At 69.8% G+C, this 23,955-nt stretch carries 16 protein-coding genes and 1 tRNA gene; 15 read left to right on the plus strand and 2 right to left on the minus strand.

All coding sequences use genetic code 11. The annotated features are described in order from the left end of the window. The first annotated feature begins 119 nt into the window (after positions 1-119). Both ACIPWA_RS01280 and ACIPWA_RS01285 read left to right on the plus strand, forming a co-directional pair. Complete coding sequence (locus ACIPWA_RS01280; RefSeq protein WP_400287813.1) at positions 120-1,964, plus strand: SLC13 family permease; 1,845 nt, start codon at positions 120-122, stop codon at positions 1,962-1,964. A gap of 123 nt (positions 1,965-2,087) precedes the next feature. Continuing rightward, the gene (locus ACIPWA_RS01285; RefSeq protein ID WP_068624637.1) at positions 2,088-3,569 is read left to right on the plus strand and encodes a leucyl aminopeptidase family protein; all 1,482 of its coding nucleotides are present in this window, start codon (positions 2,088-2,090) and stop codon (positions 3,567-3,569) included. A gap of 137 nt (positions 3,570-3,706) precedes the next feature. Here ACIPWA_RS01285 and ACIPWA_RS01290 read toward each other — a convergent pair whose 3' ends face one another. Further along, positions 3,707-5,353 carry an AbgT family transporter gene (locus ACIPWA_RS01290; protein WP_400287814.1) on the minus strand — a complete coding sequence of 549 codons (1,647 nt, stop codon included), beginning with the start codon at positions 5,351-5,353 and terminating at the stop codon, positions 3,707-3,709. Positions 5,354-5,710: 357 nt separating this feature from the next. Here ACIPWA_RS01290 and ACIPWA_RS01295 point away from each other — a divergent pair. The 6 genes from ACIPWA_RS01295 to ACIPWA_RS01320 all read left to right on the plus strand — a co-directional run bounded on the left by ACIPWA_RS01295 (position 5,711) and on the right by ACIPWA_RS01320 (position 10,801). Further along, a tRNA-Trp gene (locus ACIPWA_RS01295) sits at positions 5,711-5,783 on the plus strand. 105 nt (positions 5,784-5,888) lie between these two features. Next, positions 5,889-6,164, plus strand: coding sequence for a preprotein translocase subunit SecE (gene secE, locus ACIPWA_RS01300; protein ID WP_082609106.1), 276 nt, complete (start codon positions 5,889-5,891; stop codon positions 6,162-6,164). 126 nt (positions 6,165-6,290) lie between these two features. After that, positions 6,291-7,094: a transcription termination/antitermination protein NusG gene (nusG, locus tag ACIPWA_RS01305; RefSeq protein WP_056653723.1), complete on the plus strand. Its 804-nt coding sequence runs from the start codon at positions 6,291-6,293 to the stop codon at positions 7,092-7,094. A gap of 75 nt (positions 7,095-7,169) precedes the next feature. After that, complete coding sequence (gene rplK / locus ACIPWA_RS01310) at positions 7,170-7,601, plus strand: 50S ribosomal protein L11 (protein WP_056653726.1); 432 nt, start codon at positions 7,170-7,172, stop codon at positions 7,599-7,601. Positions 7,602-7,726: 125 nt separating this feature from the next. Next, positions 7,727-8,443, plus strand: a complete 717-nt coding sequence (gene rplA / locus ACIPWA_RS01315) for a 50S ribosomal protein L1 (RefSeq protein ID WP_056653730.1) — start codon at positions 7,727-7,729, stop codon at positions 8,441-8,443. 315 nt (positions 8,444-8,758) lie between these two features. Then, positions 8,759-10,801 (plus strand): alkaline phosphatase family protein, encoded by a 2,043-nt coding sequence (locus ACIPWA_RS01320; protein WP_400287815.1) that lies wholly within the window; start codon positions 8,759-8,761, stop codon positions 10,799-10,801. Between the two features lie 134 nt (positions 10,802-10,935). Here ACIPWA_RS01320 and ACIPWA_RS01325 read toward each other — a convergent pair whose 3' ends face one another. Continuing rightward, entirely contained in the window at positions 10,936-12,288 is a 1,353-nt protein-coding gene (locus ACIPWA_RS01325; RefSeq protein ID WP_400287816.1) for a glycosyl hydrolase family 18 protein, read from the minus strand. A gap of 478 nt (positions 12,289-12,766) precedes the next feature. Between ACIPWA_RS01325 and ACIPWA_RS01330 the strand changes: the two genes are divergently transcribed. The 7 genes from ACIPWA_RS01330 to rpoB all read left to right on the plus strand — a co-directional run bounded on the left by ACIPWA_RS01330 (position 12,767) and on the right by rpoB (position 23,875). Continuing rightward, entirely contained in the window at positions 12,767-13,411 is a 645-nt protein-coding gene (locus ACIPWA_RS01330; protein WP_068624652.1) for an RNA polymerase sigma factor, read from the plus strand. Continuing rightward, the gene (locus tag ACIPWA_RS01335) at positions 13,408-13,905 is read left to right on the plus strand and encodes a peptidase associated/transthyretin-like domain-containing protein (RefSeq protein ID WP_400287817.1); all 498 of its coding nucleotides are present in this window, start codon (positions 13,408-13,410) and stop codon (positions 13,903-13,905) included. The genes ACIPWA_RS01330 and ACIPWA_RS01335 overlap by 4 nt, the downstream gene beginning before the upstream one ends. Positions 13,906-14,262: 357 nt before the next feature. Next, positions 14,263-15,858 (plus strand): S8/S53 family peptidase, encoded by a 1,596-nt coding sequence (locus tag ACIPWA_RS01340; RefSeq protein ID WP_400287818.1) that lies wholly within the window; start codon positions 14,263-14,265, stop codon positions 15,856-15,858. Between the two features lie 101 nt (positions 15,859-15,959). Then, on the plus strand, positions 15,960-18,521 hold the full coding sequence (locus tag ACIPWA_RS01345) for a CHAT domain-containing protein (RefSeq protein WP_400287819.1): 2,562 nt from the start codon (positions 15,960-15,962) through the stop codon (positions 18,519-18,521). Positions 18,522-18,856: 335 nt separating this feature from the next. After that, entirely contained in the window at positions 18,857-19,384 is a 528-nt protein-coding gene (gene rplJ, locus ACIPWA_RS01350; protein WP_030151947.1) for a 50S ribosomal protein L10, read from the plus strand. A gap of 108 nt (positions 19,385-19,492) precedes the next feature. Further along, positions 19,493-19,876 (plus strand): 50S ribosomal protein L7/L12, encoded by a 384-nt coding sequence (rplL, locus tag ACIPWA_RS01355; RefSeq protein WP_030151946.1) that lies wholly within the window; start codon positions 19,493-19,495, stop codon positions 19,874-19,876. Between the two features lie 474 nt (positions 19,877-20,350). Continuing rightward, positions 20,351-23,875 (plus strand): DNA-directed RNA polymerase subunit beta, encoded by a 3,525-nt coding sequence (rpoB, locus tag ACIPWA_RS01360; RefSeq protein ID WP_056762583.1) that lies wholly within the window; start codon positions 20,351-20,353, stop codon positions 23,873-23,875. The last annotated feature ends 80 nt before the right edge of the window (positions 23,876-23,955 follow it).

Below are 23,955 nucleotides of genomic sequence, written 5' to 3' on the forward strand. Positions count from 1 at the left end.
CACCGGTCGGTGGACGCCGAGGGGCACGGACCCGCCCGCCGGGTGCGACCGGAAGACTCACCCGCGGTGACGGGATGTCCGTCGCGTAGGCCTGCCGGAGGTCCACTACTGTCGGCCGCATGAGCGACGCCGCGATCACGCTGACCGTCCTGGGCGCAGCGGTGGTCCTCTTCGTGTGGAACAGGCTGCCGGTCGGTGTCGTAGCGCTCGCGGTCGCGCTCTCGCTCTACCTCACGGGCGTCCTCACGGTCGAGGAGTCGCTCGCTGGCTTCGGCACCCCGACCGTGATCCTCATCGCCGCGCTGTTCGTGGTCGCCGAGGCGCTCGACGCCGCAGGCATCACGGCGTGGGCGGGCCAGCAGCTGATCGACCGGGCGGGGACGAGCCCCGCCCGGCTCATGGTGCTCATGCTGGTGCTCTCGGCGGTGCTGTCCGCGCTCGTCACGCCCAACGGCGCGGTCGCGGCGCTGTTCCCCATGGTCGTGGTCCTCTCGACGCGGCTCGGCCGCTCGCCCTCGCAGCTCCTCATGCCCCTCGCGTTCGGTGCGCACGCCGGGTCGCTCCTCATGCTGACGGGCACGCCCGTCAACGTGATCGTCTCGGCGACGGCCCTCGAGGAGACGGGCACGGGCCTGGGGTTCTTCGAGTTCGCGCTGGTGGGCGTCCCGCTGCTCGCGGGGACGATCCTGGTCTGCGTGCTGTGGGGTCCGCGCCTGCTGCCGCACCGCAGCGCGCGCTCGCTCTCGCGCGACCTGACGGGCCTGCCCGCGGACCTGCTGCGCGACTACGCTCCGGCCGGCAGCATCGCGCGCCTGACCGTGCCCGCGGGCTCACCCCTCGTCGGGGTCGCGGCCGACGCGATCGACACGGGTGACCGCTCGGTGCACGCGGTCGCGGTGCAGGACCGGTCGGGTCGGCCCGCGTCGGAGGTCGCGGCGGGCGGTCAGCTCGTGGTGCGCGGCGGCCGCAGGGGGATCGACGGGTTCGCGGCCGCCAGCGGCCTGGTCGCCCCCACGGGGCCCGACGGCGAGGACGTCACCTGCGGGCTCGTGTCCCGCGAGCACGGGGTCGCCGAGGTCATCGTGCGCCCGCGCTCGGGCCTGATCGGCGAGCGCGTCTTCCCGGGCATGGTCACGGACTCGGGCGAGCTCGTGGTCCTGGCCGTGAAGCGGCTCGGGGAGGTCCTCGACCCGGCCACCGACGAGGGGGAGAACCGGCCCGCGGCCGACCCGCGCGACCACGAGGTCACGCTGCGCGCGGGCGACGCGGTGCTCCTCCAGGGGCCGTGGGACGCGCTCGACCGCCACACCGACGACCCCGACGTCCTCGTGGTCGACACCCCGGACTCGATCCGCCGCCAGGCCGCGCCGCTCGGGCGCCGGGCCGTGCCGGCGATCGTGGTGCTCGTGCTCATGGTGGCCGCGCTCGCGACGGACGTGCTGCCGGCCGCGGTCACCGCCGTGGGGGCCGCGATCGCGATGATCCTGCTGCGCGTCGTCACGACCCGCCAGGCGCAGCGCTCGATCTCGCTCACGACCGTGATCCTCGTGGCGGGCATGATCCCGCTCTCGACCGCGATCACGCAGACCGGCGCCGCGGAGATCGTCGCGACGGCGCTGATCGACGTGGTCGGCGGGGGAGGGCTGACGCTCCTGCTGCTCGGCATCTTCGTGCTGTGCGCCGTGCTCGGGCAGCTCATCAGCAACATGGCCACGGCCCTGGTCATGATCCCCATCGCCGGGTCGGTCGCGCTCGAGCTCGGGATCTCGCCCGTGCCGCTCGTCATGTGCGTCGCGGTGGCGTCCGCCGCGGCGCTCCTGACGCCCGTCGCGACGCCCGGCAACATGATGGTCATGGAACCCGGCGGCTACCGGTTCGGCGACTACTGGAAGCTCGGCCTGCCCGTGCTCGGGGTCTACCTGCTGGTCGCGGTGATCCTCGTCCCCCTGATCTGGCGGCCGTAGGGCTCGCCTGGCACGTCCTGCACCAACATGCACCGCACGTCCCGCACTTCACCGCACCGCACCGCACCGCACCGCACTGCACAAGCCCCGGCCCCGGCCGCGGCCCGAGAGATGGAGCACGCCATGGGTGACGCACCCTTCGACCCGATCCCGTCCGACACCGCCGTCCGCGCCGTCCAGGTGTCCGTCGACGCCGCGCAGGCAGGGGCCACGACCGGGGTCCTGGTGACCTCGGACGGCGACGTCCCGGCGGCGATCGGCGCCGACCGCGACGAGCTCGCCCGCTGGGGCTTCACGGGGCGTGCGGGGCAGACCCTCGCCCGCCCCTCCGCAGGGGCCGACGTGGTCGCTGTCGGCGCCGGACCGGCCGGCCGGCTCGACACCGCCGCGATCCGTGACGCCGCGGCCCACCACGCCCGGGCCGTCGCGCGCGACACGGTGGTGACGCTCTCGCTCGCGGGCACCGAGGGCCTCGACCTCGCCGAGGTCGCGAGCGCGGTCGTCGAGGGCGTCCTGCTGGGGCGCTACCGCTACGACCAGCTCCGCACCGAGCCCGCGACGGTCCCGGTCACGGGCATCGTCCTGGTCACGGACGGGGACGCGGCCGAGGCGCTCGCGGGTGCCCGGCGGGGCCTGGTCCTGGCCCGCGCGGCGCTCGTCTCGCGCGACCTCGCGAACACCCCGGCGGGCTACCTCACGGCCCCCGACCTGGCTGACGTCGCGGTGCGCCTGGGGGCCGCGAACGGCCTCGAGGTCGAGGTCTTCGACAAGGCCGCGCTGACGGAGATGGGGTGCGGCGGCATCCTCGGGGTCAACGCGGGCAGCGTCGTCGAACCCCGCCTGGTCAGGCTGACGTACCGCGGCGGTGAGGGGCACCTCGCGTTCGTCGGCAAGGGCATCACCTACGACTCGGGCGGCATCAGCCTCAAGCCCTCGAACGCGATGCACGCGGCCATGAAGATGGACATGTCCGGGGCCGGGGCGGCGCTCGCTGCCCTCTCGGTGCTCAAGGACCTGGGCGTGGGCACGACCGTCACGGCGTACCTCGCGTGCACCGACAACATGCCCTCGGGCAGCGCGACCAAGCTGGGCGACGTCCTCACGACGCGCAGCGGCCGCACGATCGAGGTCGTCAACACCGACGCCGAGGGCCGACTGGTCATGGCCGACGCGATCGCGCTCGCGGTCGAGGACGGCGTCGACGCGATCGTCGACATCGCGACCCTCACGGGCGCGGCGCTCGCGGCGCTCGGCACGGCGCGTGCCGCGCTGCTCGGCAACGACGACGCGCTGGCCGCCCAGGTCGAGTCGGCGTCGGCCGCGACCGACGAGCGCATCTGGCGCCTCCCGCTCGAGCACCGCTACCGGCCCCAGCTCGACTCGGACGTCGCGGACATCAAGAACCTGGGCGGCGAGTTCGCGGGGGCCATCACCGCAGCGCTGTTCCTCGCGGAGTGGGCGGGCGACGTGTCGTGGGCCCACCTCGACATCGCCGGCACCATGAAGTCGGACTCCGACGACGCGGTCTGGACCAAGGGCGCCACGGGCTTCGGGGCGCGCCTGCTCGCCGAGCTCGCGGGCGCGTTCACGGTCCCGGTCGCGTAGGTCCTGTGCACAGGAGAGGCCGGTCGCCCGCACTGCGGGCGCCCGGCCTCTCGTCATGTCCTCGTCGCGTCACCCGGGAGGACCCGGGGCGGGGTGAAGCGGGCCCGACGACGCACGCTCCGCCGTCGGGCCCAATCTCACTGCAGGTAGATCTCCGCCCCCGGGCCGAGCGGCAGACCCAGCAGGTACCAGCCCACGAGCAGCGCGGTCCACACGAGCAGCAGCGCGACGGTGTACGGCAGCATGAGCGAGATGATCGAGCCCACGCCGACCTTCTTGCGGTACCGCTCGGCGAAGATCACGATGAGCGCGAAGTACGGCATGAGCGGGGTCGCGACGTTGATCGGCGAGTCGCCCACGCGGTAGGCCGCGACCGCGAGGTCGGGCGAGATGCCGAGCTGGATGAACAGCGGCACGAAGATCGGGGCGAAGATCGCCCACTTCGGCACCACACCGCCGATGAAGATGTCGATCACGGCCGTCATCGCGATGAGGCCGATGATGAGCGGGACCGTCCCGAGGTTCGCCTGCTCGAGGGCGTCGGCCATGTTCACGGCCGCGACCGTGCCCAGGTTCGAGTAGTTGAAGTAGGCGATGAACTGGCTGATGATCAGCAGCAGGAAGATCAGCCCGGACAGGCCCGCGATCGTCTTCGTCATGGGGTTGATGACGTCCATGCTGTTCTTGATCGTCCCGGCACCCTTGCCGTAGCACAGGCCCATGACGAAGAAGTAGATCAGGATCAGGAAGATGATGCTGCCCATGAGGGGCGAGCCCTCGATGAGGCTGCCCGTCTCGGGGTTGCGCAGCGGCCCCCAGGACGGGAGCGTCAGCAGCAGGATGAACGCGGTGACGCCGATCAGGCCGAACCCGGACCACTTGAGCCCACGCTTCTCCGCGGCGGTCAGCTCGCCCGAGGGTGCGGCGGCGGCCACCCCGCCAGAGTCGTGGTCGTCGGCCGCGGGGGCCTCGTCCTCCCGGTAGGTGCCCAGGCGGGGCTCGACGAACTTCTCGGTCACGAGCGTCGCGACCAGGGTCACCACGATGGTCGAGACGATCGAGAAGTAGAGGTTGCCCGTGATCGAGACGTGCTGCGCGGGGTCCGCGATCGACTCGTTGGTGATCTCGGCGAGCATGCCGTCGATCGGGGTGATGAGCAGGTTCACGCCGAACCCGCCGCCCACGCCCGCGAACGCCGCTGCCAGACCCGCGAGCGGATGTCGGCCGAGCGTGTGGAACACCGCGGCCGCCAGCGGGATGAGGACCAGGTAGCCCGCGTCGGTCGCGATCGAGGACAGCACGCCGAGGAACACCACGATGAGCGTGATGAAGCGCGCCGGCGTGACCTTGACGAGGCGCTTGATGAAGGCGCCGATCAGGCCGACCTCCTCGGCGAGGCCCACGCCGATCATGGCGACCACGATCACGCCGACGACGCCGAACCCGTTGAAGTTCTCGACGGGCGACGTGAAGATGAACCGGATCCCGTCGGCGCTCAGGAGCGACTCGACCGAGACCGTGACCTGCTCCACATGGGGGTCTTCGCTCTGGTAGGGCGCGTCCCCGATGAGCTCCTCGCCGCTCGGCTCGACCTGCTCGGCGACCTGCGCCTGGTCGAACGTGACCGAGGTCCCGGCGAGGTAGAACGCGTGCGAGAGCACGATGATGAGGGCGATGAGGCCCAGGAAGATGATGGCGGGGTGCGGGACCTTGTTCCCCACCCGCTCGATCCCGTCGAGCATGCGCTCGAGGGGGGTGCGTCGTACGACCGCGGCTTCCGACATGTCGCCCTCTCATGTCCCGATCGCCTCGTGCGGGGTGCGCGAGGACTCGGGGGTAAGTATTGCGAGGAGATCGTGTGGATGTGGGGTGAATCACCGGGAGCGGGCGATCGAATGCCGGACGAGCGGGTGAGATCTGCGGGCCGTCGTCTAGCGTGGGTCCTGAAGGACGGTCGCGAGCGGGTGCCGAGGGGTGCCTCGCGGGCGGTCACCCGGTGGGGCCGGACGGTCTCCGACGGGACGTGACGAGGGCCGGTTCGACCACGGCGCTCGGTTCGCGTACAGTATTCCTTCGGTGGCAGGTGCCCACCCGATGATCTCTGCCTTCTGGGTAGGTTCGCGGGGTGGCATCGATCACGAAGGGCAGTGGCGCAATTGGTAGCGCAGCGGTCTCCAAAACCGCAGGTTGCAGGTTCGAGCCCTGTCTGCCCTGCAAGGCGTCGTCCTCCTCGGGGGCGTGCGCGTAGTCCGGTAACGGGTTACACCACGAAAGGTCAGCATCGGTTTCGGTTTCAACGTCACGTAGTGGGGATGAACAGTGAGCGAATCGCCATCAGAGGCGCTGGGTGCTGAAGGCGTGCGCGCCGGCGGTGACAAGAACAAGGGCGACGCGAAGAAGGGCAACATCTTCTCGCGGATCGCCCTGTTTGTCCGCCAGGTGATCGCCGAGCTCAAGAAGGTCGTCACCCCCACTCGTTCCGAGCTGATCACCTACACCACCGTCGTCCTCGTCTTCGTGGCCGTGGTCATGGCGTTCGTGACGGTGCTCGACCTCGGGATCGGCAAGGCCGTCCTGTGGGTCTTCGGGGACTGATTCCCGGAGGGCGCCTCGTGCCGCGAGCATCTCGCGGCACCGCACGAGTACGCGCCCGGAGCGCGAGGACCGTGAGCGGTCCCGTCAATAGCATGTTCGAGTAGTCAGTAGAAAGCAGGTTCGTTCGTGTCCCAGGAGTCGCTGGACCAGGCGGAGAACGTCGATCCCACCGAGCCCGTCGCCGAAGGCGCCGAGGTCGAGCTCGACGCACCCGAGGCTGCCATCGACGAGGTCGAGGCGGACGACGAAGAGCTGGACACCGAGACGGACGAGGAGCCGGCCGAGGCCGACGACGAGCCCCGTGTCGACGAGGACGGCGACATCCTCGACGACCTCGACCCGGTCGAGGAGTTCAAGAAGGACCTGCGCACCAAGCCGGGCGACTGGTTCGTGATCCACTCCTACGCGGGCTACGAGAACCGTGTGAAGGCCAACCTGGAGAACCGCATCCAGAGCCTGAACATGGAGGACTACATCTTCCAGATCGAAGTCCCCATGGAAGAGGTCGCGGAGATCAAGAACGCGCAGAAGAAGATCGTCCGTCGCGTCCGCATCCCCGGCTACGTCCTGGTCCGCATGGACCTGACCGACGAGTCGTGGGGCGCCGTGCGTCACACGCCCGGTGTCACGGGCTTCGTGGGCCACACCCACCAGCCGGTGCCGCTGACGCTCGACGAGGTCTTCTCGATGCTCGCCCCGACGATCGAGCCCAAGGCCGAGGCCGGCAAGCCCGCCGCGTCGGCCAAGGCCCCCTTCGAGGTCGACTTCCAGGTCGGCGAGTCGGTCACCGTCACGGACGGTCCGTTCGACACGCTCCCCGCGACGATCTCCGAGATCAACGCCGAGGGCCAGAAGCTCAAGGTCCTCGTCTCCATCTTCGGCCGGGAGACCCCGGTCGAGCTGTCGTTCAACCAGGTCGCCAAGATCTGATCCTGCTCGACGGCAGCACCTGCAACCGGGTCATCGCCCACGGCGTCGGCCCAGACACAGAAAGCACGGAATCTCATGCCTCCCAAGAAGAAGGTCTCTGGGCTGATCAAGCTCCAGATCCAGGCCGGTGCAGCAACCCCCGCCCCGCCGATCGGCCCCGCGCTCGGTCAGCACGGCGTCAACATCATGGAGTTCTGCAAGGCGTACAACGCGGCGACCGAGTCGCAGCGCGGCAACGTCATCCCCGTGGAGATCACGGTCTACGAGGACCGCTCGTTCACCTTCATCACCAAGACCCCCCCGGCAGCCGAGCTCATCAAGAAGGCCGCCGGCGTGGACAAGGGTTCGCCCACCCCGCACACGGTCAAGGTCGCGAAGCTGACCTCCGCCCAGGTGCGCGAGATCGCTCAGACCAAGCTCGAGGACCTCAACGCGAACGACCTCGACGCTGCATCGCTCATCATCGCGGGCACCGCTCGCTCCATGGGCATCACGGTCGAGGGCTGACCCAGCTCCACCCCCAGCCTCCGGGCTGAACCTCATTTTTCATGAGCCCGCCGGTCCTCGACCGGCAGGCAGTGGCAGGGTCCGCGCGGATCCGTAGACCACGACTGCTCGACAAGGAGAAGCAGATGGCAACGCGCAGCAAGGCATACCGCGCCGCCGCGGAGAAGATCGACCGCGACGAGCTCTACACCCCGCTCCAGGCGGTTCGTCTCGCCAAGGAGACGTCGCCCACCAAGTACGACGCGACCGTCGAGGTCGCGTTCCGTCTCGGTGTCGACCCCCGCAAGGCGGACCAGATGGTTCGTGGAACGGTCAACCTGCCTCACGGCACCGGTAAGACCGCCCGCGTCCTGGTCTTCGCGAACGGCGAGAAGGCGGAGCAGGCTCGTGCAGCCGGCGCCGACATCGTCGGTGGCGACGAGCTCATCGAGAAGGTCGCCGCCGGCTACACGGACTTCGACTCCGCTGTCGCGACGCCCGACCTCATGGGCAAGGTCGGTCGCCTCGGTAAGGTCCTCGGCCCCCGTGGTCTGATGCCGAACCCGAAGACCGGCACCGTGACCATGGATGTCGCGAAGGCCGTCGAGGACATCAAGGGCGGAAAGATCGAGTTCCGCGTCGACAAGCACTCGAACCTCCACTTCATCATCGGCAAGGTCTCGTTCGACGAGAAGGCGCTCGTGGAGAACTACGCAGCAGCGATCGAAGAGGTCCTGCGTCTGAAGCCGTCCTCCTCCAAGGGCCGCTACATCAGCAAGGCGACGCTCTCGACGACGATGGGCCCCGGCATCCCCGTGGACCCGTCCAAGGCGACGAAGCTCCTCGAGGACGACGCGGCCTGATCAGCCCGTCCTCTTCCTGACCGACGGCGTCTCTCCCCTCACGGGGAGGGGCGCCGTCGGTCTTTTCGTCGTCGGGCGGGACGGTGTCCGAGGTGCCGGTCCGTGCGGTGCTGCGTGCCGTCGTCGGGCCTGTTGAAATGTCTGGTATGTGCAGCGGGTGGACCGAATCGCGGCCCGCACGACGCAGACGTTCACGGCCCCGATCGTCCCGGTTCATCCCTGGTCTGCCTGGCGCGGTCAGAGTGATGCCTGTCTGGACAAGTGAGTCTCGCGGCTCGTCCGGACATCGCATCCATGACGACTGAAGGGTTGGACATGCGCAAGATCGCACACCTGGCACTGGCCGGGTCGCTGGCAGCAGGGACGTTCCTCGTCCCGGCCGCCGCCTTCGCCGCCGACGGCGAAGCCCCCGTCCTGCAGGGAACTCGTACGGACAAGACCCTCGTGATCGGGCTCGACGGGGCTCGGCTCGACAAGATCGAGGCGGCCTCGACCCCCACCCTCCACGCGCTCATGCAGCGCGGGACCTCGGGTCACAGCCTCCTGTACGCCACGAGCGACGCCCCCGAGGTGAGCCAGCGCGGCGCCCAGACGGTGTCCGGCGCGGGCTGGTCGACGATCCTCACGGGCGTGTGGACGGACAAGCACAACGTCCGCGACAACACCTTCGCGGGCAAGAACTACGCGCAGTACCCGAGCTTCCTCGATCGCCTCGAGCAGGTCGACCCGAGCATCGCGACGTTCGCGGCCTCGACCTGGGCCCCGATCACGTCGTCGGCGAGCAACGGCGACATCGTCTCCGACGGGATCGACCTGCGCATCGCGACGGGCTCGGACGTCAAGACCGAGCAGGCCGCGATCACCTACCTCGGGACGCAGAACCCCGACGTGGCGTTCCTCCACCTCGACGACATCGACGGCGCCGGTCACAGCCACGGCGCGGACGCGGCCCAGTACGCCGCCGAGCTCGAGGTCCAGGACGCACGCATCGGCCGCATCCTCGCCGCGATCGACGCGCGGCCCACGCGGGCCGCCGAGAGCTGGAACATCATCGTGACGGCCGACCACGGCCACCTGCCGAAGGGCGGTCACGGCGGCCGGGCGCAGACCGAGCGAGCGACGTTCGTCATCGCCGCGGGCGACGGCATCGAGCCGCGCGGTCGGCAGGAGAACCTCGCGATCACCGACATCGCGCCGACGGTCATGCGGCAGGCTGGCGTCGCGGTGGACCCGGTGTGGGGTCTCGACGGCACGCCGATCGGCGACGACGTCTCCGACGACTTCGACTCCCTGCGCCCCGCGCTCTCGCCCCGGGTCGACGAGGCGGGCGTCCCGGCAGGGACGCTCGGCTACACGACGACGCCCCCGACGGGCTGGAGCGTCGACAACTCGGCCATGCCGTCGGGTGGCGTGACCGAGTGGCGCGGTTGGTCGTTCACGACCCAGACGTTCTGGTCGGCGGCCGAGGCGGGCCAGGCACGGGAGAACTTCACGCGTGGGCGCGACGTGATCGCGGTCGCCGACTCGGACGAGTGGGACGACAAGGCCCACGGCGCGGGGAAGTTCGACTCGACGCTCGTCACGCCCGACTATGCGGTCGCGGGCAAGGAGCAGGCCGTGCTGACGTTCGAGCACTCGTACCGTCATGACCGCGTGCAGGTCGCGGAGGTCCTCGTGAGCTTCGACGGCGCCGCGCCGGTCCAGGTGGCCTCGTTCCCCGCGAGCGACAACGGTAGGCGCACGATCGTCACCGACGTCCCGGCCGGGGCGCGGACCGCGCAGTACCGCTTCCACTACAGCGGCACGAACGACTGGTTCTGGGCTCTCGACCAGGTGCGGTTCGCGGCACAGGGCGAGACCGACCCCGCGGGTGCCGAGGGCATCGCGCTCGAGGCCGTCGTGGAGGAGGTCGTGACCGAGGGCAAGCTCTCGATGACCGTCGCGGGCGACGGCGCGCCCGTGCGGCTCGCGGGCGGGCTCGACGGTGACCACCTGGCGTACACCGCGGCGCTGCCCGTCGTGAGCGTCTCGGACACGCGTCGTGACGCTGCGGGCTGGGCCGTCTCGGGCCAGTCGACCGCGTTCTCGGCGGGGTCGACGACGTTCGGCGCGGACCGGCTCGGCTGGGCACCGCGCCTGGTCGTCGACAAGCCGGGCGTGACCGCTGGGCAGCGCATCGCCTCGGCGCAGGCCGGGGGAGCGGGGCTGTCGACGCCGCAGACTCTCGCGGGGGCCGACGCGATCGGCCGCAAGGGCACGAGCGACGTCACGGCCGACCTCGCTCTCGAGCTGCCGGCCGACACCGCTCCCGGCTCCTACGGAGCGACGCTGACGGTCTCGCTCTTCCCGGTCGACTGACGTCCCGCGCCGCGCTGCCGCTCGCCCCCTTGCGGCCGGCAGCACGGAGCCGCCCGGCTCTCCTTCCCTGGGGGAGGAGAGCCGGGCGGCTCGGTCGTCACGGTGACGGTACCGCCGTCACCGGGGACGGGGACTCAGCAGGCGCCGAGGTCCTTCCACACGCCCCAGTCGCTCGGGGCGGGGGCGTCGCCGCGGGTCCACCACTTGGCCTGCCAGGTGCGGCCGTTGTGGGCGACGGTGTTGCCGCCGGTGTAGATGCTCGAGGCGTCCCACGCCGCGGCCGAGCAGGTGCCCGAGCCGCCCGTGCTGCCGCCCGTCGTCCCGCCGGTCGGGTCGGTGCCGCCGGTGCTGCCGCCCGTGGGGTCGCCGCCCGTGCTGCCGCCGGTCGGGTCGCCGCCCGTGCTGCCGCCGGTCGGGTCGGTGCCGCCGCCGCCCGAGCCGGTGCCGAGGCGGGCGCCCACCGCGGTGGCGAGCGCGTAGTTGTTCTTCTTGTCCCAGTTGATCGACCAGGTCATGACGCCGCCGATCTTGCCGTACGGAGTGGCTGGCTTGAACGTGCCGCAGCCCGTCCCGGTCTCGAGGCAGTCGACGGCCTTGATGACGTTGGCGATGGGCTGGTAGCCGCCGCCGGCAGCGGCCTGGACCGCGGGGACGCCGATGCCGACCTGGTCGGGGCGCAGGCCCATCTCGAGCTGGATGCAGCTGAGCGAGGTGAGGAAGTCGATGCTGCCCTGGCTGTAGACCTGCTGGTTGCAGCCCATCATGGCGCCCGAGTTGTAGTACTGGGTGTTGACGATCGTCAGGATGTCCTTGATCGCGAGCGTGAGCTGGTAGTACCCCATCGAGGTGGCCTGGTAGTCGATGGTCTGCGGCGCCATCGCGATGATGAGGTTCGGTCCGGCCTTGGCCGAGAGCTGGTGCAGCGCGCTCGACATGTACGTCGCGTTGATGCCGTGCTCGAGGTCGATGTCGACGCCGTCGAACCCGTACTCCTGCATCAGGCCGTACGCGGTGTCTGCGAAGTTCTTCGCCTCGGTCGCGTTGGAGACGATCACGTTCCCCTTCTCACCGCCGACCGACAGGATGACCTTGCGGCCCTGGGCCCGGATCGCGGCGATGTCGGCCTTGAACTGGGGAACCGTGTAGCCGTTGAGCTCGGCGCTCGACAGGTTGAACGTGATGCCACCGGGCGTGCCGGTCAGGTTGTCGGCGAACGCGACCGCGACGAGGTTGTACGCAGCCGGGATGTCGCTGAGCGGCATGACGACCGAGCCGTTGTTGAAGTTGTGCCAGTAGCCCGTGAGCCACTGGTGGCCGGGGGCGGCTGCGGCGGCGACCGTCGCCGGCTGGGCGGCGGGCAGCGGTGCGGCCTGGGCGCTCGTGCCGGCGAGCGCGAGGCCGCCGAGCGCGACGGTCGCGGCGGTCAGCGCCGCGAGCAGACGAGCCGGACGGCGGGTGCCGTCGGCGGGGTGGCGAAGGGTTCTCACGTGTAGCTCCTCTAGCAGGGGGTCCGGGACGTCGTCGTCTCACCGGGACCGTCGGAGTGGACCGGTCGTGGTCGGTCAGGCCGACCGTACGTGAGGCGGGTCACGCGTGTGATGAGGGATTCCACGACTCTCTGCGAGCGGCCCCTACGTGGATCCCCGTACGGGTCGCGTACCCGTAGAGGCTCTGCGAGCCTGCCCGACGGCGCAGCGGGGGCCGGGGCCGCGCGGTCGCCCGAGGTGTCGGCGGGATCGTTCGGGAAAGATCTCACGAGCGTGTATCAAACGCGACGAACCTCCCTCCCTCCCAGCAGGAAGAGGTCCGACGACCAGTCGGCCTGTCCGTCGAGAGTGCCGCGAGAGCGGGTCGGAGGGAGGTGCTGCTATGGCGGAAATGCTTGTCCCACCTGCACGAACACCTCTAGACTCGGGTTCCCCCGAAGTACCCGAGCACGACCGAGAGCAGACGGCGCACCCAGCCATGACACGGATCACCGAGGACGTCCCGGAAGTCGACGAACCGGAGGTGAGCCTCGGCGATCGAGCCGCGGCTGCTCTCCTCGACTATCGGGAGGGCAAGCACCAGGCACTGGCCGACTTCGTGAAGGAGGCGACCCCGCTGCTGTGGCACACGGCGCGGGCGCAGGGTGCCGACCGAGAGCACGCTGACGACGTGGTCCAGAACACCTGGATGGCGCTCGTGCGCAACGCTCACACCATCCAGGAGCCGCACGCGGTGCTCAAGTGGCTCCTCGTGACCGCCAAGCGCGGTGCATGGGAGGTGGTCCGCAAGCAGCGCGACGACCAGAAGCGCCGCACCGAGCTTCCCGACGACCTGCTCGACGGACCCGTCGGCGCGCTACCGTCCTCGGACCCCACCCCGGAGACCCAGGTCCTCGAGGTGGAGCGCGACCGCTTCCTGTGGCGCGCCGTCCTCCAGCTGCCGGACCGCTGCCAGCAGCTCCTCCGGCTGATCTCGTTGGCGGACCGCCCTGACTACAAGTACATCTCGAGCGCCATCGGTATGCCGGTGGGCAGCATCGGGTCCAACCGCGGGCGCTGCCTGGCCAAGCTCCGCGACATCATGGAAAGCGATCAGGGGGACAGGACATGGGAAACATCATGAGCGCGCCGATCGGATACAGCCCCGACGACCCGTTGGACACGGTCGACCTCGAGATCTTGGCGGATCTCGCTCGGATCAGCATGACGCTCGATCCGGTACCCGAGGGTCTCGTCGAGAGGTCGCTCTTCGCGATCACGCTGGCCGGCCTCGAGGCCGAGGTCATGGAGCTCGAGTACGTGCGCGTACCGGAGATGTCCGTCCGCGGTGAGGCGCCGCCGGTCGAGGCGCGGACCATCACCTTCACGTCGGAGGCCGTGACGGTGATGATCTCGCTCTCGCCCACCGAGGACGGCAAGGTGCGCATCGACGGGTGGGCGGCTCCGGCCGCAGAGCTCCGTGTCGTGCTGCACCGGCCGGGCGGGGTGAGCGAGACCCTGAGCGACGAGGACGGTCGTTTCGTGTTCGACGAGGTCGAGCCCGGACCTGCCAGCTTCGTGGTGCAGCCGGCCGCGTCCTCCCACGGTGCAGTGAGCACCCCGGTCATCGAGCTCTAGCCGACCCCACCCGCGGCGACCCCGTCGAGGGGCGCCGCGCCCCATGCCACGAGCACGGCGTCGCGCGGCGGCGGACCGGCTCGGTCAGTACGACTCGAGGAGGAGCACGTGAGCACGAGCTCGACGGAGAGCGGGAACGCTCGACGAGGTTGGCACGGGGACACCCCCGCGCGGTTGCAGTGGCGGACGCGAGCGCTCGACCCGGTCACGGCACGCCGGACCGGACGCGAGGCTTCCCCGCAGCCGACGTGGTACGTCGGTGATCGACTGCTGATCAACGCCGCGGCGCCGGAGGAGGGCGAGCCGGACCCGCGGTGGCTGCGTCGGCTCCGACGAGCCGCAAGGCATCGACACCTGGTGGTGGAGATCGAGCGTGAGACCTACGAGGACCTGGAGCTCGTCGAGCGCGCGGTCGAGGCTGGGCTCGATTCGGCCGTCGCTCAGGAGATGCGGACGGTGTTCGGTACCACTGTCGTGCTGGCGCGTGAGGACAACGGTGAACTCCCCGACGGCTGGGACGTCGTCTCACTCCTGCGGGACGCGCGGATCGACCTCGATGAAGGCGACGGTCCGGCCGAACGCGAGCAGCCCTTGCCTGCCGGGGCCTTCGTATCGCTCGACCACGTGATCGTGCCCGGCTCGATCGGTGGGCAGCCCATGTCGCAGCCGTGGGACTTCTCGGACACGCAGCCGTTCATCCAGGGACTGCCCAAGACGGGGAGTCACCCCAAGACCGGGAGCCACCCCAAGACCGGAAGCCACCCCAAGACCGCTAGCCACCCGTTCGCGGGGATGGACGAGTACGCGGTCGCGGGCTCGGGCGGCCGCCAGCCCGTGGCTTGGGTCGGCGCCGCACCCTGGCGAGCGATCCGTGCCGGTGACACGGTGTTCACGGGTCAGCAGGGGGAGCGTCGACCGGTCGTCGCGCTCATGGACACCGGCGTCGGGAAGCACCCGTGGTGGAATCCTGAGCTGGATGCCGGCGTCGAACCGTTCGCGGACAACGAGCGCATCGTCCTGCGGGACCCGCAGGTCGTCGGCGTCCCTGTCGGCCTGTGCCCTGACCCCGAGTTCGACTTCCAGGACCCCGAGCACGGTGGAGTGTCGATCTACCCCCTCACGGGCCCGCTGGACCCGGTCGCCGGGCACGGCACGTTCATGGCCGGTCTCGTGCACCAGCTCTGCCCGGACGCTGTCATCCTCGCGCCCAGGGTCTATGGGGGTTCAGGGATCATCCCGGAGCGGGACCTCCTTCGTTCGCTCCGACGCATGCTTCTCTGGCACGTCCTCGGACTCAGCGGGGTACCCGGATACGCACCGGTGGACGTCGCGGTCCTGTCGCTCGGGTATTACCACGAGCGTCCCGAGGACGCCGACTTCGACGCTCCTCTCGGTACGGTCCTGTCGGCGCTGAGGCGGTTCGGAGTGCTCGTCGTGTCGTCGAGCGGCAACGACGGGCAGGTGCGAGAGACGTACCCTGCGGCCTTCGCGCCGCGTATCGACCGTCGCACGAAACCGCCCACGCTGCTCGCCGGCCAGCAGCTCAACTGGGACGAGCCGCCGCTCATCGCCGTCGGATCGAAGAACCCCGACGGCACCACGTCGCTCTTCAGCAACGACGGCACCTGGGTCACCTGTCTGCGGACGGGGGCGGGCCTCGTGAGCACTGCTCCGGTGACCATGGACGGTGTGATCGCGCCGTCGATGCACATGAAGGAGCTCTTCTCGGAGGGCTTCCGCGCGACCATCGACCCGGAGGGGTTCCAAGGCGGCTTCGCGGTCTGGAGCGGGACGTCGTTCGCTGCCCCGGTTCTCGCTGGTGAGCTGGCCGCGTTGCTCCTGAAGGCAGGCATCCCGGCACCGACGGCTCCGGAACCTCACGGCGCACCTGCGCGGTGCCGCATGCTGTGGCCCGCGGTGCAGAGCGCGACAGGCCTGATCCCGGAGGACTGACCCCCGGACGGGGCAACGCCTCGTGCTCGACGGGGCCCCTGGTGCACGCACCAGGGGCCCCGTCGAGCGCCGGCAGCCCGGCGATTGGCTACCGTATCCCTGTGAGGGACAAGGTCGATCGAGCACGAGCGTCCTACATCCGTGCTCGGCAACAGAACGACGAAGAGTCGTTCGTCGAGGCCCTCGCGAGCTACCGGGACGTGCTCGACGTGATCGGCGATCCCCGAGATGCCGGGGACGAGGAGGTCGACCTCCGTCCGCTGTGGGCTCGCGCGATCCTGGGGACAGCCCGGTGCGGCTACGAGGTGACGGGTGACCTCGGAGAGGCTCTCCACCTGCTCGACGACGCCGAGTCGTGGTGCCACGAGGTCGGTCTCGCGGGCGAGCTGATCGCGGTCCAGGGGCAGCGGGGGCTTCTCCTGCTCCGAGCCGGAGACGTCACCGGCGCACTGGCCGAGCTCGACCGTGCAGCGCCTGCGCAGTCGACGGTCGTCTCGCGGGACACCGCGATCGTGCTGCTCAACCGAGGTGCGCTCCACCTCGAGGTGGGGGCGGTCGACGACGCTCGCCGGGATCTCGGAGCGTCGGTCGAGCACGCGCGAGCGGTGGGCGACGTCTCGATCGAGGCGAAGGGGCGGCACAACCTCGGCTATGCCGAGTTCCTGCACGGTGACCTGCCACTGGCCCTGCGCCTCATGGACGAGGCGAGCGAGCTGGATCCCAGCGACGAGGACGCCGTCGGGCTCCTGGACCGCGCCGTCGTCCTGCAAGAGGCCGGACTGGTCACGGAGGCGGTCACCGTGCTCGACCGGGCGACGTCGATCCTCGACCAGAGCGGTTCGCTCGCAGACCTCGCCAGGGTCCGTTTCGACATCGCACGCTGCCTGCTCCACCTGCGGCAGACCGAGCGCGCGGCAGAGCTCGCGGGAGAGGCGAAGGCTGCCTTCCACCGTCAGTCCAACGCGGTCTGGGCCCTGCGCAGCGAACTCGTCCGGCAGGAGGCCGTGCTCGCGGGCCTCTCGAAGGGCGCTGCACCGGACGACTTTCGGGAAGTGGCGAGGAACGCGGGGGAGATCGCCGACCAGGCCCGTGAGATGCCTCCGGTGCTGGTCGGCGTACCAGCGCGCGTGCTGCAGGCAGAGGCGTACGTCCGAGCCGGCGACGTGGCTCACGCGCGAGGAGCGCTCGAGGCCGTTAGGTCGTCCCCGCGCTCCTGGAGCCTCGCGGTACGGATCCAGCGCGAGGCCGTGCGCGCCATGGTCGCGTTCGGTGACGGTGATCGTCGGCGCGGTCTCGCTGCGATCCGTCGAGGGCAGGAGGCGCTGGTCTCGCACCGGTCTCGCCTGGGTTCCGTCGACGTCGTGACGGCTTCTGCCGTCCACGGCGTGCGACTGGGCATCGTCGACGTCGACGCAGCCTTCCGGACAGGTCGGGCGAGCGCGGTGTTCGACGCGGTGGAACGGGGGCGCGCAGCGTTCGCGGGCACCGGACGGGTGCGCCCGGCCACCGACCCTGTGCTGGCCGAGCTCCTTGCCTCGGCCCGCCGCGAGGTGGAGGCGGCTCGAGGTCTGGGGACCGCGGCCGAGGCCGGGGCGCTCGAGGAGCGCCAGCTCCACCTGGTGGCCGCGCGACGCTTCCAGGAGGAGGCGCGCCGACGGATGTGGCAACGGTCCGGCGACGACAGCAGGCCGCGCCCGACCAGCGAGCGCTCGCTGCGCCGGGCGCTGTCCGCACTGCCGTCCGGGCCGACGGTCGCCAACATCGTGATCCACGAAGGTCATGTGTCGGCCGTGCGTGTCTCGCAGGACGGGGCGTCCATCGTGAGGCTCGCCCCCCTCGACGTCGTGGCCGAGCTCGTCCGGCGTGCACGTGCGGACTTCGCAGTCCTCTCGAACGCCCTGATCCCGGCGCCGATGAGATCGGCGGCGACGTCGTCGCTGCGCAAGGTCCTGGTCAGGCTGGACGACGCTCTCCTCGGGCCGCTCCAGGTGGTCGGCGACCTGCACGTCACGGCGCGGGACCTCCTCCTTGCCGTGCCCTGGATGTCTCTCCCGTCACGGGCCGGGGCGCGCACCTGGGTCAACTCCTGGGTGGATCTCCAGGAGGAGGCCGAGACGGAGCGACCCGGCGGTGTGGTCGTCGTCAGCGGGCCGGGTCTCCTGGCGTCGGACGAGGAGACCCGTCTCGTGGCACGGGCCTGGGGCGGGGCGACGCTCCTGACCGGCGCGGACGCCACGTGCCACAACGTCGTGGAGTCTCTTGACGGGGCGGGCGTCGTCCACCTCGCCGCGCACGGGACGCACGAGACCGACAACCCGTTGTTCTCCTCGTTGCGTCTCACGGACGGTCCGTTGTTCGCGCACGAGCTCGATGGGATCGACCTCAGCGGCGCGGTCGTCGTGCTCTCGGCCTGCGAGGTCGGTCTCTCCTCGGTCCGCACGGGGGGTGAGCCGCTGGGACTCACGAGCGTCCTCGTGCGTCTCGGGGCGCGGGCGGTGATCGCGAGCATCGCTCCGCTGCGGGACGACGTCGCTGCGCGCGTGATGCCCGCGCTGCACGCCGAGCTCTTCAGCGGGGCCGCCCCGGGGGAGGCGCTCGCACGCGCGATCCGTACCGAGGACGAACCCGTGCCCCTCGTCTGCTTCGGACCGCTCGCGATCTGACCCGCGCGTGCGGTGCGCCGCCCGCCTGAGCCGTCCGGAGCGCGCGGTGCGCGGCGCCGTCGGGCCGGATTTGGACCACACGCCCGCGTCACGTACTCTGTTCCAGTACCCAAGACCGCCGGTCGTACCGTCCTGCCCGCTGACTCGTCAGCTGCAGTCCGGACCGAAGTCCCGCAGAAGTGCGGAGGCCAGCGCAGGTGAGAGTTCACGGAGCGGGCGAGAGCCTGCACTTCGAGCCCCGCGCCTGCGCGGGGCTCTTCTCGTCTCCGCAGGACCTCACCCCCCAGGGCCCCCGCCCTGCGGAGACCGGTGGCACCACCACCGGAAGGATTGCCATGGCGAGGCCGGACAAGGCAGCCGCAGTCGCAGAGCTCACGGAGAACTTCCGCGAGTCGAACGCGGCCGTGCTGACCGAGTACCGCGGGCTCACCGTCGCGCAGCTCAAGCAGCTGCGTCGGTCGCTCAGCGGCAACGCAACCTACGCCGTGGTGAAGAACACGCTGACCGCCATCGCGGCCAAGGAAGCCGGCATCGAGATCGACGCCGACTTCAAGGGCCCCTCGGCCATCGCCTTCGTGACCGGTGACCCGGTCGAGGCGGCCAAGGGCCTGCGTGACTTCGCCAAGGCGAACCCCGCACTGGTCATCAAGGGCGGTGTCCTCGACGGACGCTCCCTGACCGCTGCGGACATCACCAAGCTCGCGGACCTCGAGTCCCGCGAGGTCCTGCTGGCCAAGCTGGCCGGCGCGTTCAAGCAGCCGCTCTACCAGGCGGCATACCTGTTCAACGCGCCCGCCTCGCAGGCCGTTCGCACCATCGATGCCCTGCGCCTCAAGCAGGAATCGGAGAGCGCTGCAGCCTGACCCTCCTCGGAGGATCACGCAGCACGCACACACCCCCTCTGCTTCCAGCAGGGCTCTGTGGATCGTTGACAGGGCCGCTGCCGAGCACCAACCGAAAGGACCGCCATCATGGCGAAGCTCAGCACCGAAGAGCTCATCGAGCAGTTCAAGGGCCTCTCCCTCATCGAGCTCTCTGAGTTCGTGAAGGCGTTCGAGGACGCTTTCGAGGTCACCGCAGCCGCTCCGGCCGCCGTCGCCGTTGCAGGCCCCGCGGCCGCTGCCGCCGAGGAGGTCGAGGAGAAGACGGAGTTCGACGTCATCCTCGAGGCTGCCGGCGACAAGAAGATCCAGGTCATCAAGGAGGTGCGTGCCCTCACGAGCCTCGGCCTGAAGGAGGCCAAGGACCTCGTTGACGGCGCCCCCAAGCCCGTCCTGGAGAACGTCGCCAAGGACGCTGCTGACAAGGCCAAGGCTGCCCTCGAGGGCGCCGGCGCAACCGTCACCGTCAAGTGATCACTGCCCTTCGGGGCGGTATCGCATGACAGGTCGCCTCGCGCGACCTGACAGGTAGCACAGGCGACGAGGCCCGCACCCTCCGGGGTGCGGGCCTCTCGTCGCTTGTGCGTCTCCCGGCCCGACGCCGGAGCCCACCTTCCAGGAGAAGGTGACCGGCGCCGTCGGGCAGGGAATTTTTCGTGTTCTTGGGCGGCATATGGCGGCCACCGAGAAGATGTCCTCACCGGTCCGGTGGGGGAGTGGAACGCGGCTCGACAACGGTCTTGACAGGCCGTGATTTGGCGTCGCTGGACACGCTTGACCGGGCCGGGTATGCTAGCGCTTTGCGCTCGCGTGTGCCCTCGGCACCCTCTGAACTGCCCGAACCGTCTCCGGTGTGCGTCCATCGTGCACCACGGCAGCCTCAGGGGGAAGAGGTCCTCCAGCCACGCAGCGTACAGCGTGCAATCGATCTGCAGGGAAGGACCCCTCTTGGCTGCCTCGCGCACCCCTTCTGCTCCGTCCGCCGACGCTATCGCGAACCGCACCGCTTCCCGGCGCGTCTCTTTCGCCAAGATCTACGAGCCTCTCGAGGTGCCCGACCTGCTCGGGCTCCAGACGGAGAGCTTCGACTGGCTGCTCGGCAACCCGGCGTGGCGCGCACGCGTCGACGCCGCGGCTGCTGCCGGTCGCCAGGACGTCCCCGCGACGTCGGGTCTCGAGGAGATCTTCGAGGAGATCTCCCCGATCGAGGACTTCGGCTCCTCCATGTCTCTCTCCTTCTCGAACCACCGTTTCGAGCCCCCGAAGTACACGGCCGAGGAGTGCAAGGAGAAGGACTTCACCTTCGCCGCACCGCTCTTCGTCACCGCGGAGTTCGTGAACTACAACACCGGTGAGATCAAGAGCCAGACCGTCTTCATGGGCGACTTCCCGCTCATGACCGCGCGCGGCACCTTCATCATCAACGGCACCGAGCGCGTCGTCGTCTCGCAGCTCGTCCGTTCGCCCGGCGTGTACTTCGAGCGCCAGGCAGACAAGACGAGCGACAAGGACATCTACTCCGCGAAGATCATCCCGTCGCGCGGTGCGTGGCTGGAGTTCGAGATCGACAAGCGTGACGCCGTGGGCGTCCGCGTCGACCGCAAGCGCAAGCAGTCCGTCACGGTGCTGCTCAAGGCCCTCGGCGTGACCGAGTCGCAGATCCGCGAGGAGTTCGCGGACTTCCCGGCCGTGCTCGACACGCTCGAGAAGGACCACGTCCACACCGAGGAAGAGGCGCTCGTCGACCTCTACCGCAAGATCCGCCCGGGCGAGCCGCCCACGGTCGAGGCCGGCCGCTCGCTCCTCGAGAACTTCTACTTCAACCCCAAGCGCTACGACTTCGCGAAGGTCGGCCGCTACAAGGCGAACAAGAAGCTCGGCGTCGACGCACCCCTCGCGGACTCCACGCTGTCCGTCACGGACATCGTCGCGACGATCAAGTACCTCGCGGCCCTCCACGCAGAGGTCACGACGCTCCCCGGCACGCGTGCCGGCGAGCCCGTCGAGATCCGCGTCGAGACCGACGACATCGACCACTTCGGCAACCGTCGTATCCGCGCCGTGGGTGAGCTCATCCAGAACCAGGTGCGCACCGGTCTCTCGCGCATGGAGCGCGTCGTGCGCGAGCGCATGACGACCCAGGACGTCGAGGCGATCACGCCGCAGACCCTGATCAACATCCGCCCCGTGGTGGCGTCGATCAAGGAGTTCTTCGGCACCTCGCAGCTGTCGCAGTTCATGGACCAGAACAACCCGCTCGCCGGCCTGACGCACAAGCGTCGTCTGTCCGCGCTGGGCCCGGGTGGTCTGTCCCGTGACCGCGCCGGCATGGAGGTCCGTGACGTCCACCCGTCGCACTACGGCCGCATGTGCCCCATCGAGACTCCTGAAGGCCCGAACATCGGTCTGATCGGATCGCTCGCCTCCTACGGCCGGATCAACCCGTTCGGGTTCATCGAGACGCCGTACCGCAAGGTCGAGAACGGCAAGGTCTCCGACGAGGTCGTCTACCTGACGGCCGACGACGAGGACCGCTACGTCATCGCCCAGGCGAACACCGAGCTCAACGTGGACGGCTCGTTCCGTCAGGAGCGCGTCCTGGTCCGTACCAAGGGTGGCGAGACGGCTGACGTCCTCGGCACCGAGGTCGACTACATGGACGTCTCGCCGCGCCAGATGGTGTCGGTCGCGACCGCCCTCATCCCGTTCCTCGAGCACGACGACGCCAACCGCGCACTCATGGGTGCCAACATGCAGCGTCAGGCCGTGCCCCTGGTCCGTTCCGAGGCCCCGCTCGTCGGGACCGGCATGGAGCGTCGTGCAGCCATCGACGCCGGTGACGTCATCGTCGCCACCAAGCCCGGTGTCGTGACCGAGGTCTCGGCCGACATGATCGTCGTCGCCAACGACGACGCGACCACGACGAGCTACCGCGCGGCCAAGTTCCGCCGCTCGAACCAGGGCACGTCGTACAACCAGCGCGTCGTCGTCGACGAGGGCGCACGCGTCGAGGTCGGCTCCGTGCTGGCCGACGGCCCGGCGACCGACGAGGGCGAGCTCTCGCTCGGCCGCAACCTGCTGGTCGCGTTCATGTCCTGGGAAGGCCACAACTACGAGGACGCGATCATCCTGTCGCAGCGCCTCGTGCAGGACGACGTCCTGTCCTCGATCCACATCGAGGAGCACGAGGTCGACGCCCGCGACACGAAGCTCGGCCCCGAGGAGATCACGCGGGACATCCCGAACGTCTCCGAGGACGTCCTGGCGGACCTCGACGAGCGCGGAGTCATCCGCATCGGCGCAGAGGTCGGCGCGGGCGACGTGCTCGTCGGCAAGGTCACGCCCAAGGGCGAGACCGAGCTGACCCCCGAGGAGCGCCTGCTGCGCGCCATCTTCGGCGAGAAGGCCCGCGAGGTCCGCGACACGTCGCTCAAGGTTCCCCACGGCGAGTCCGGCACCGTCATCGGCGTCCGCGAGTTCAACCGTGAGGACGGCGACGAGCTGCCCGCCGGCGTCAACCAGCTGGTCCGCGTCTACATCGCGCAGCGACGCAAGATCACGGACGGCGACAAGCTCGCCGGCCGTCACGGCAACAAGGGTGTCATCTCGAAGATCCTCCCGGTCGAGGACATGCCCTTCCTCGAGGACGGCACCCCTGTGGACGTCATCCTCAACCCGCTGGGTGTCCCCGGTCGTATGAACGTCGGCCAGGTCCTCGAGACCCACCTCGGGTGGGTCGCCAAGCAGGGCTGGGACATCTCGCAGACGGACGGCGCAGCAGGCGAGGGCGACCTCTCCTGGAAGGAGCGCCTCCCCGTCGTCGCGGCATCGTCCGAGCCCGGTCGCCCCGTGGCCACCCCGGTCTTCGACGGCCTCGAGGAGGAAGCCCTCACGGGTCTGCTCTCCACGACGCTGCCGAACCGTGACGGCAACCGCATGGTCGGGCGCGACGGCAAGGCCCGTCTGTTCGACGGCCGCTCCGGCGAGCCGTTCCCGGAGCCGGTCTCCGTGGGCTACATGTACATCCTGAAGCTCCACCACCTGGTGGACGACAAGATCCACGCCCGCTCGACCGGTCCGTACTCCATGATCACGCAGCAGCCGCTGGGTGGTAAGGCGCAGTTCGGTGGACAGCGTTTCGGCGAGATGGAGGTGTGGGCGCTCGAGGCTTATGGCGCGGCGTACACCCTCCAGGAGCTGCTGACGATCAAGTCCGACGACGTCCCGGGCCGTGTCAAGGTCTACGAGGCGATCGTCAAGGGCGAGAACATCCCCGACTCGGGCATCCCGGAGTCCTTCAAGGTTCTCCTCAAGGAGATGCAGTCGCTGTGCCTGAACGTCGAGGTGCTCTCCAGCGACGGTGTCTCCATCGAGATGCGTGAGTCGGACGACGACGTGTACCGCGCTGCCGAGGAGCTCGGCATCGACCTCTCGCGTCGCCCCAACGCAGCATCCAGCATCGACGAGATCTGATCTCGGAAGCGGTGGGGGCGTTCGTGACGAACGACCGCCCCCACCGCCACCCGACACTCTGTAGCACCTCCACCGCGCCG

It is taken from the genome of Oerskovia enterophila (assembly GCF_044748475.1).
Taxonomy (GTDB): Bacteria; Actinomycetota; Actinomycetes; order Actinomycetales; family Cellulomonadaceae; genus Oerskovia; species Oerskovia enterophila.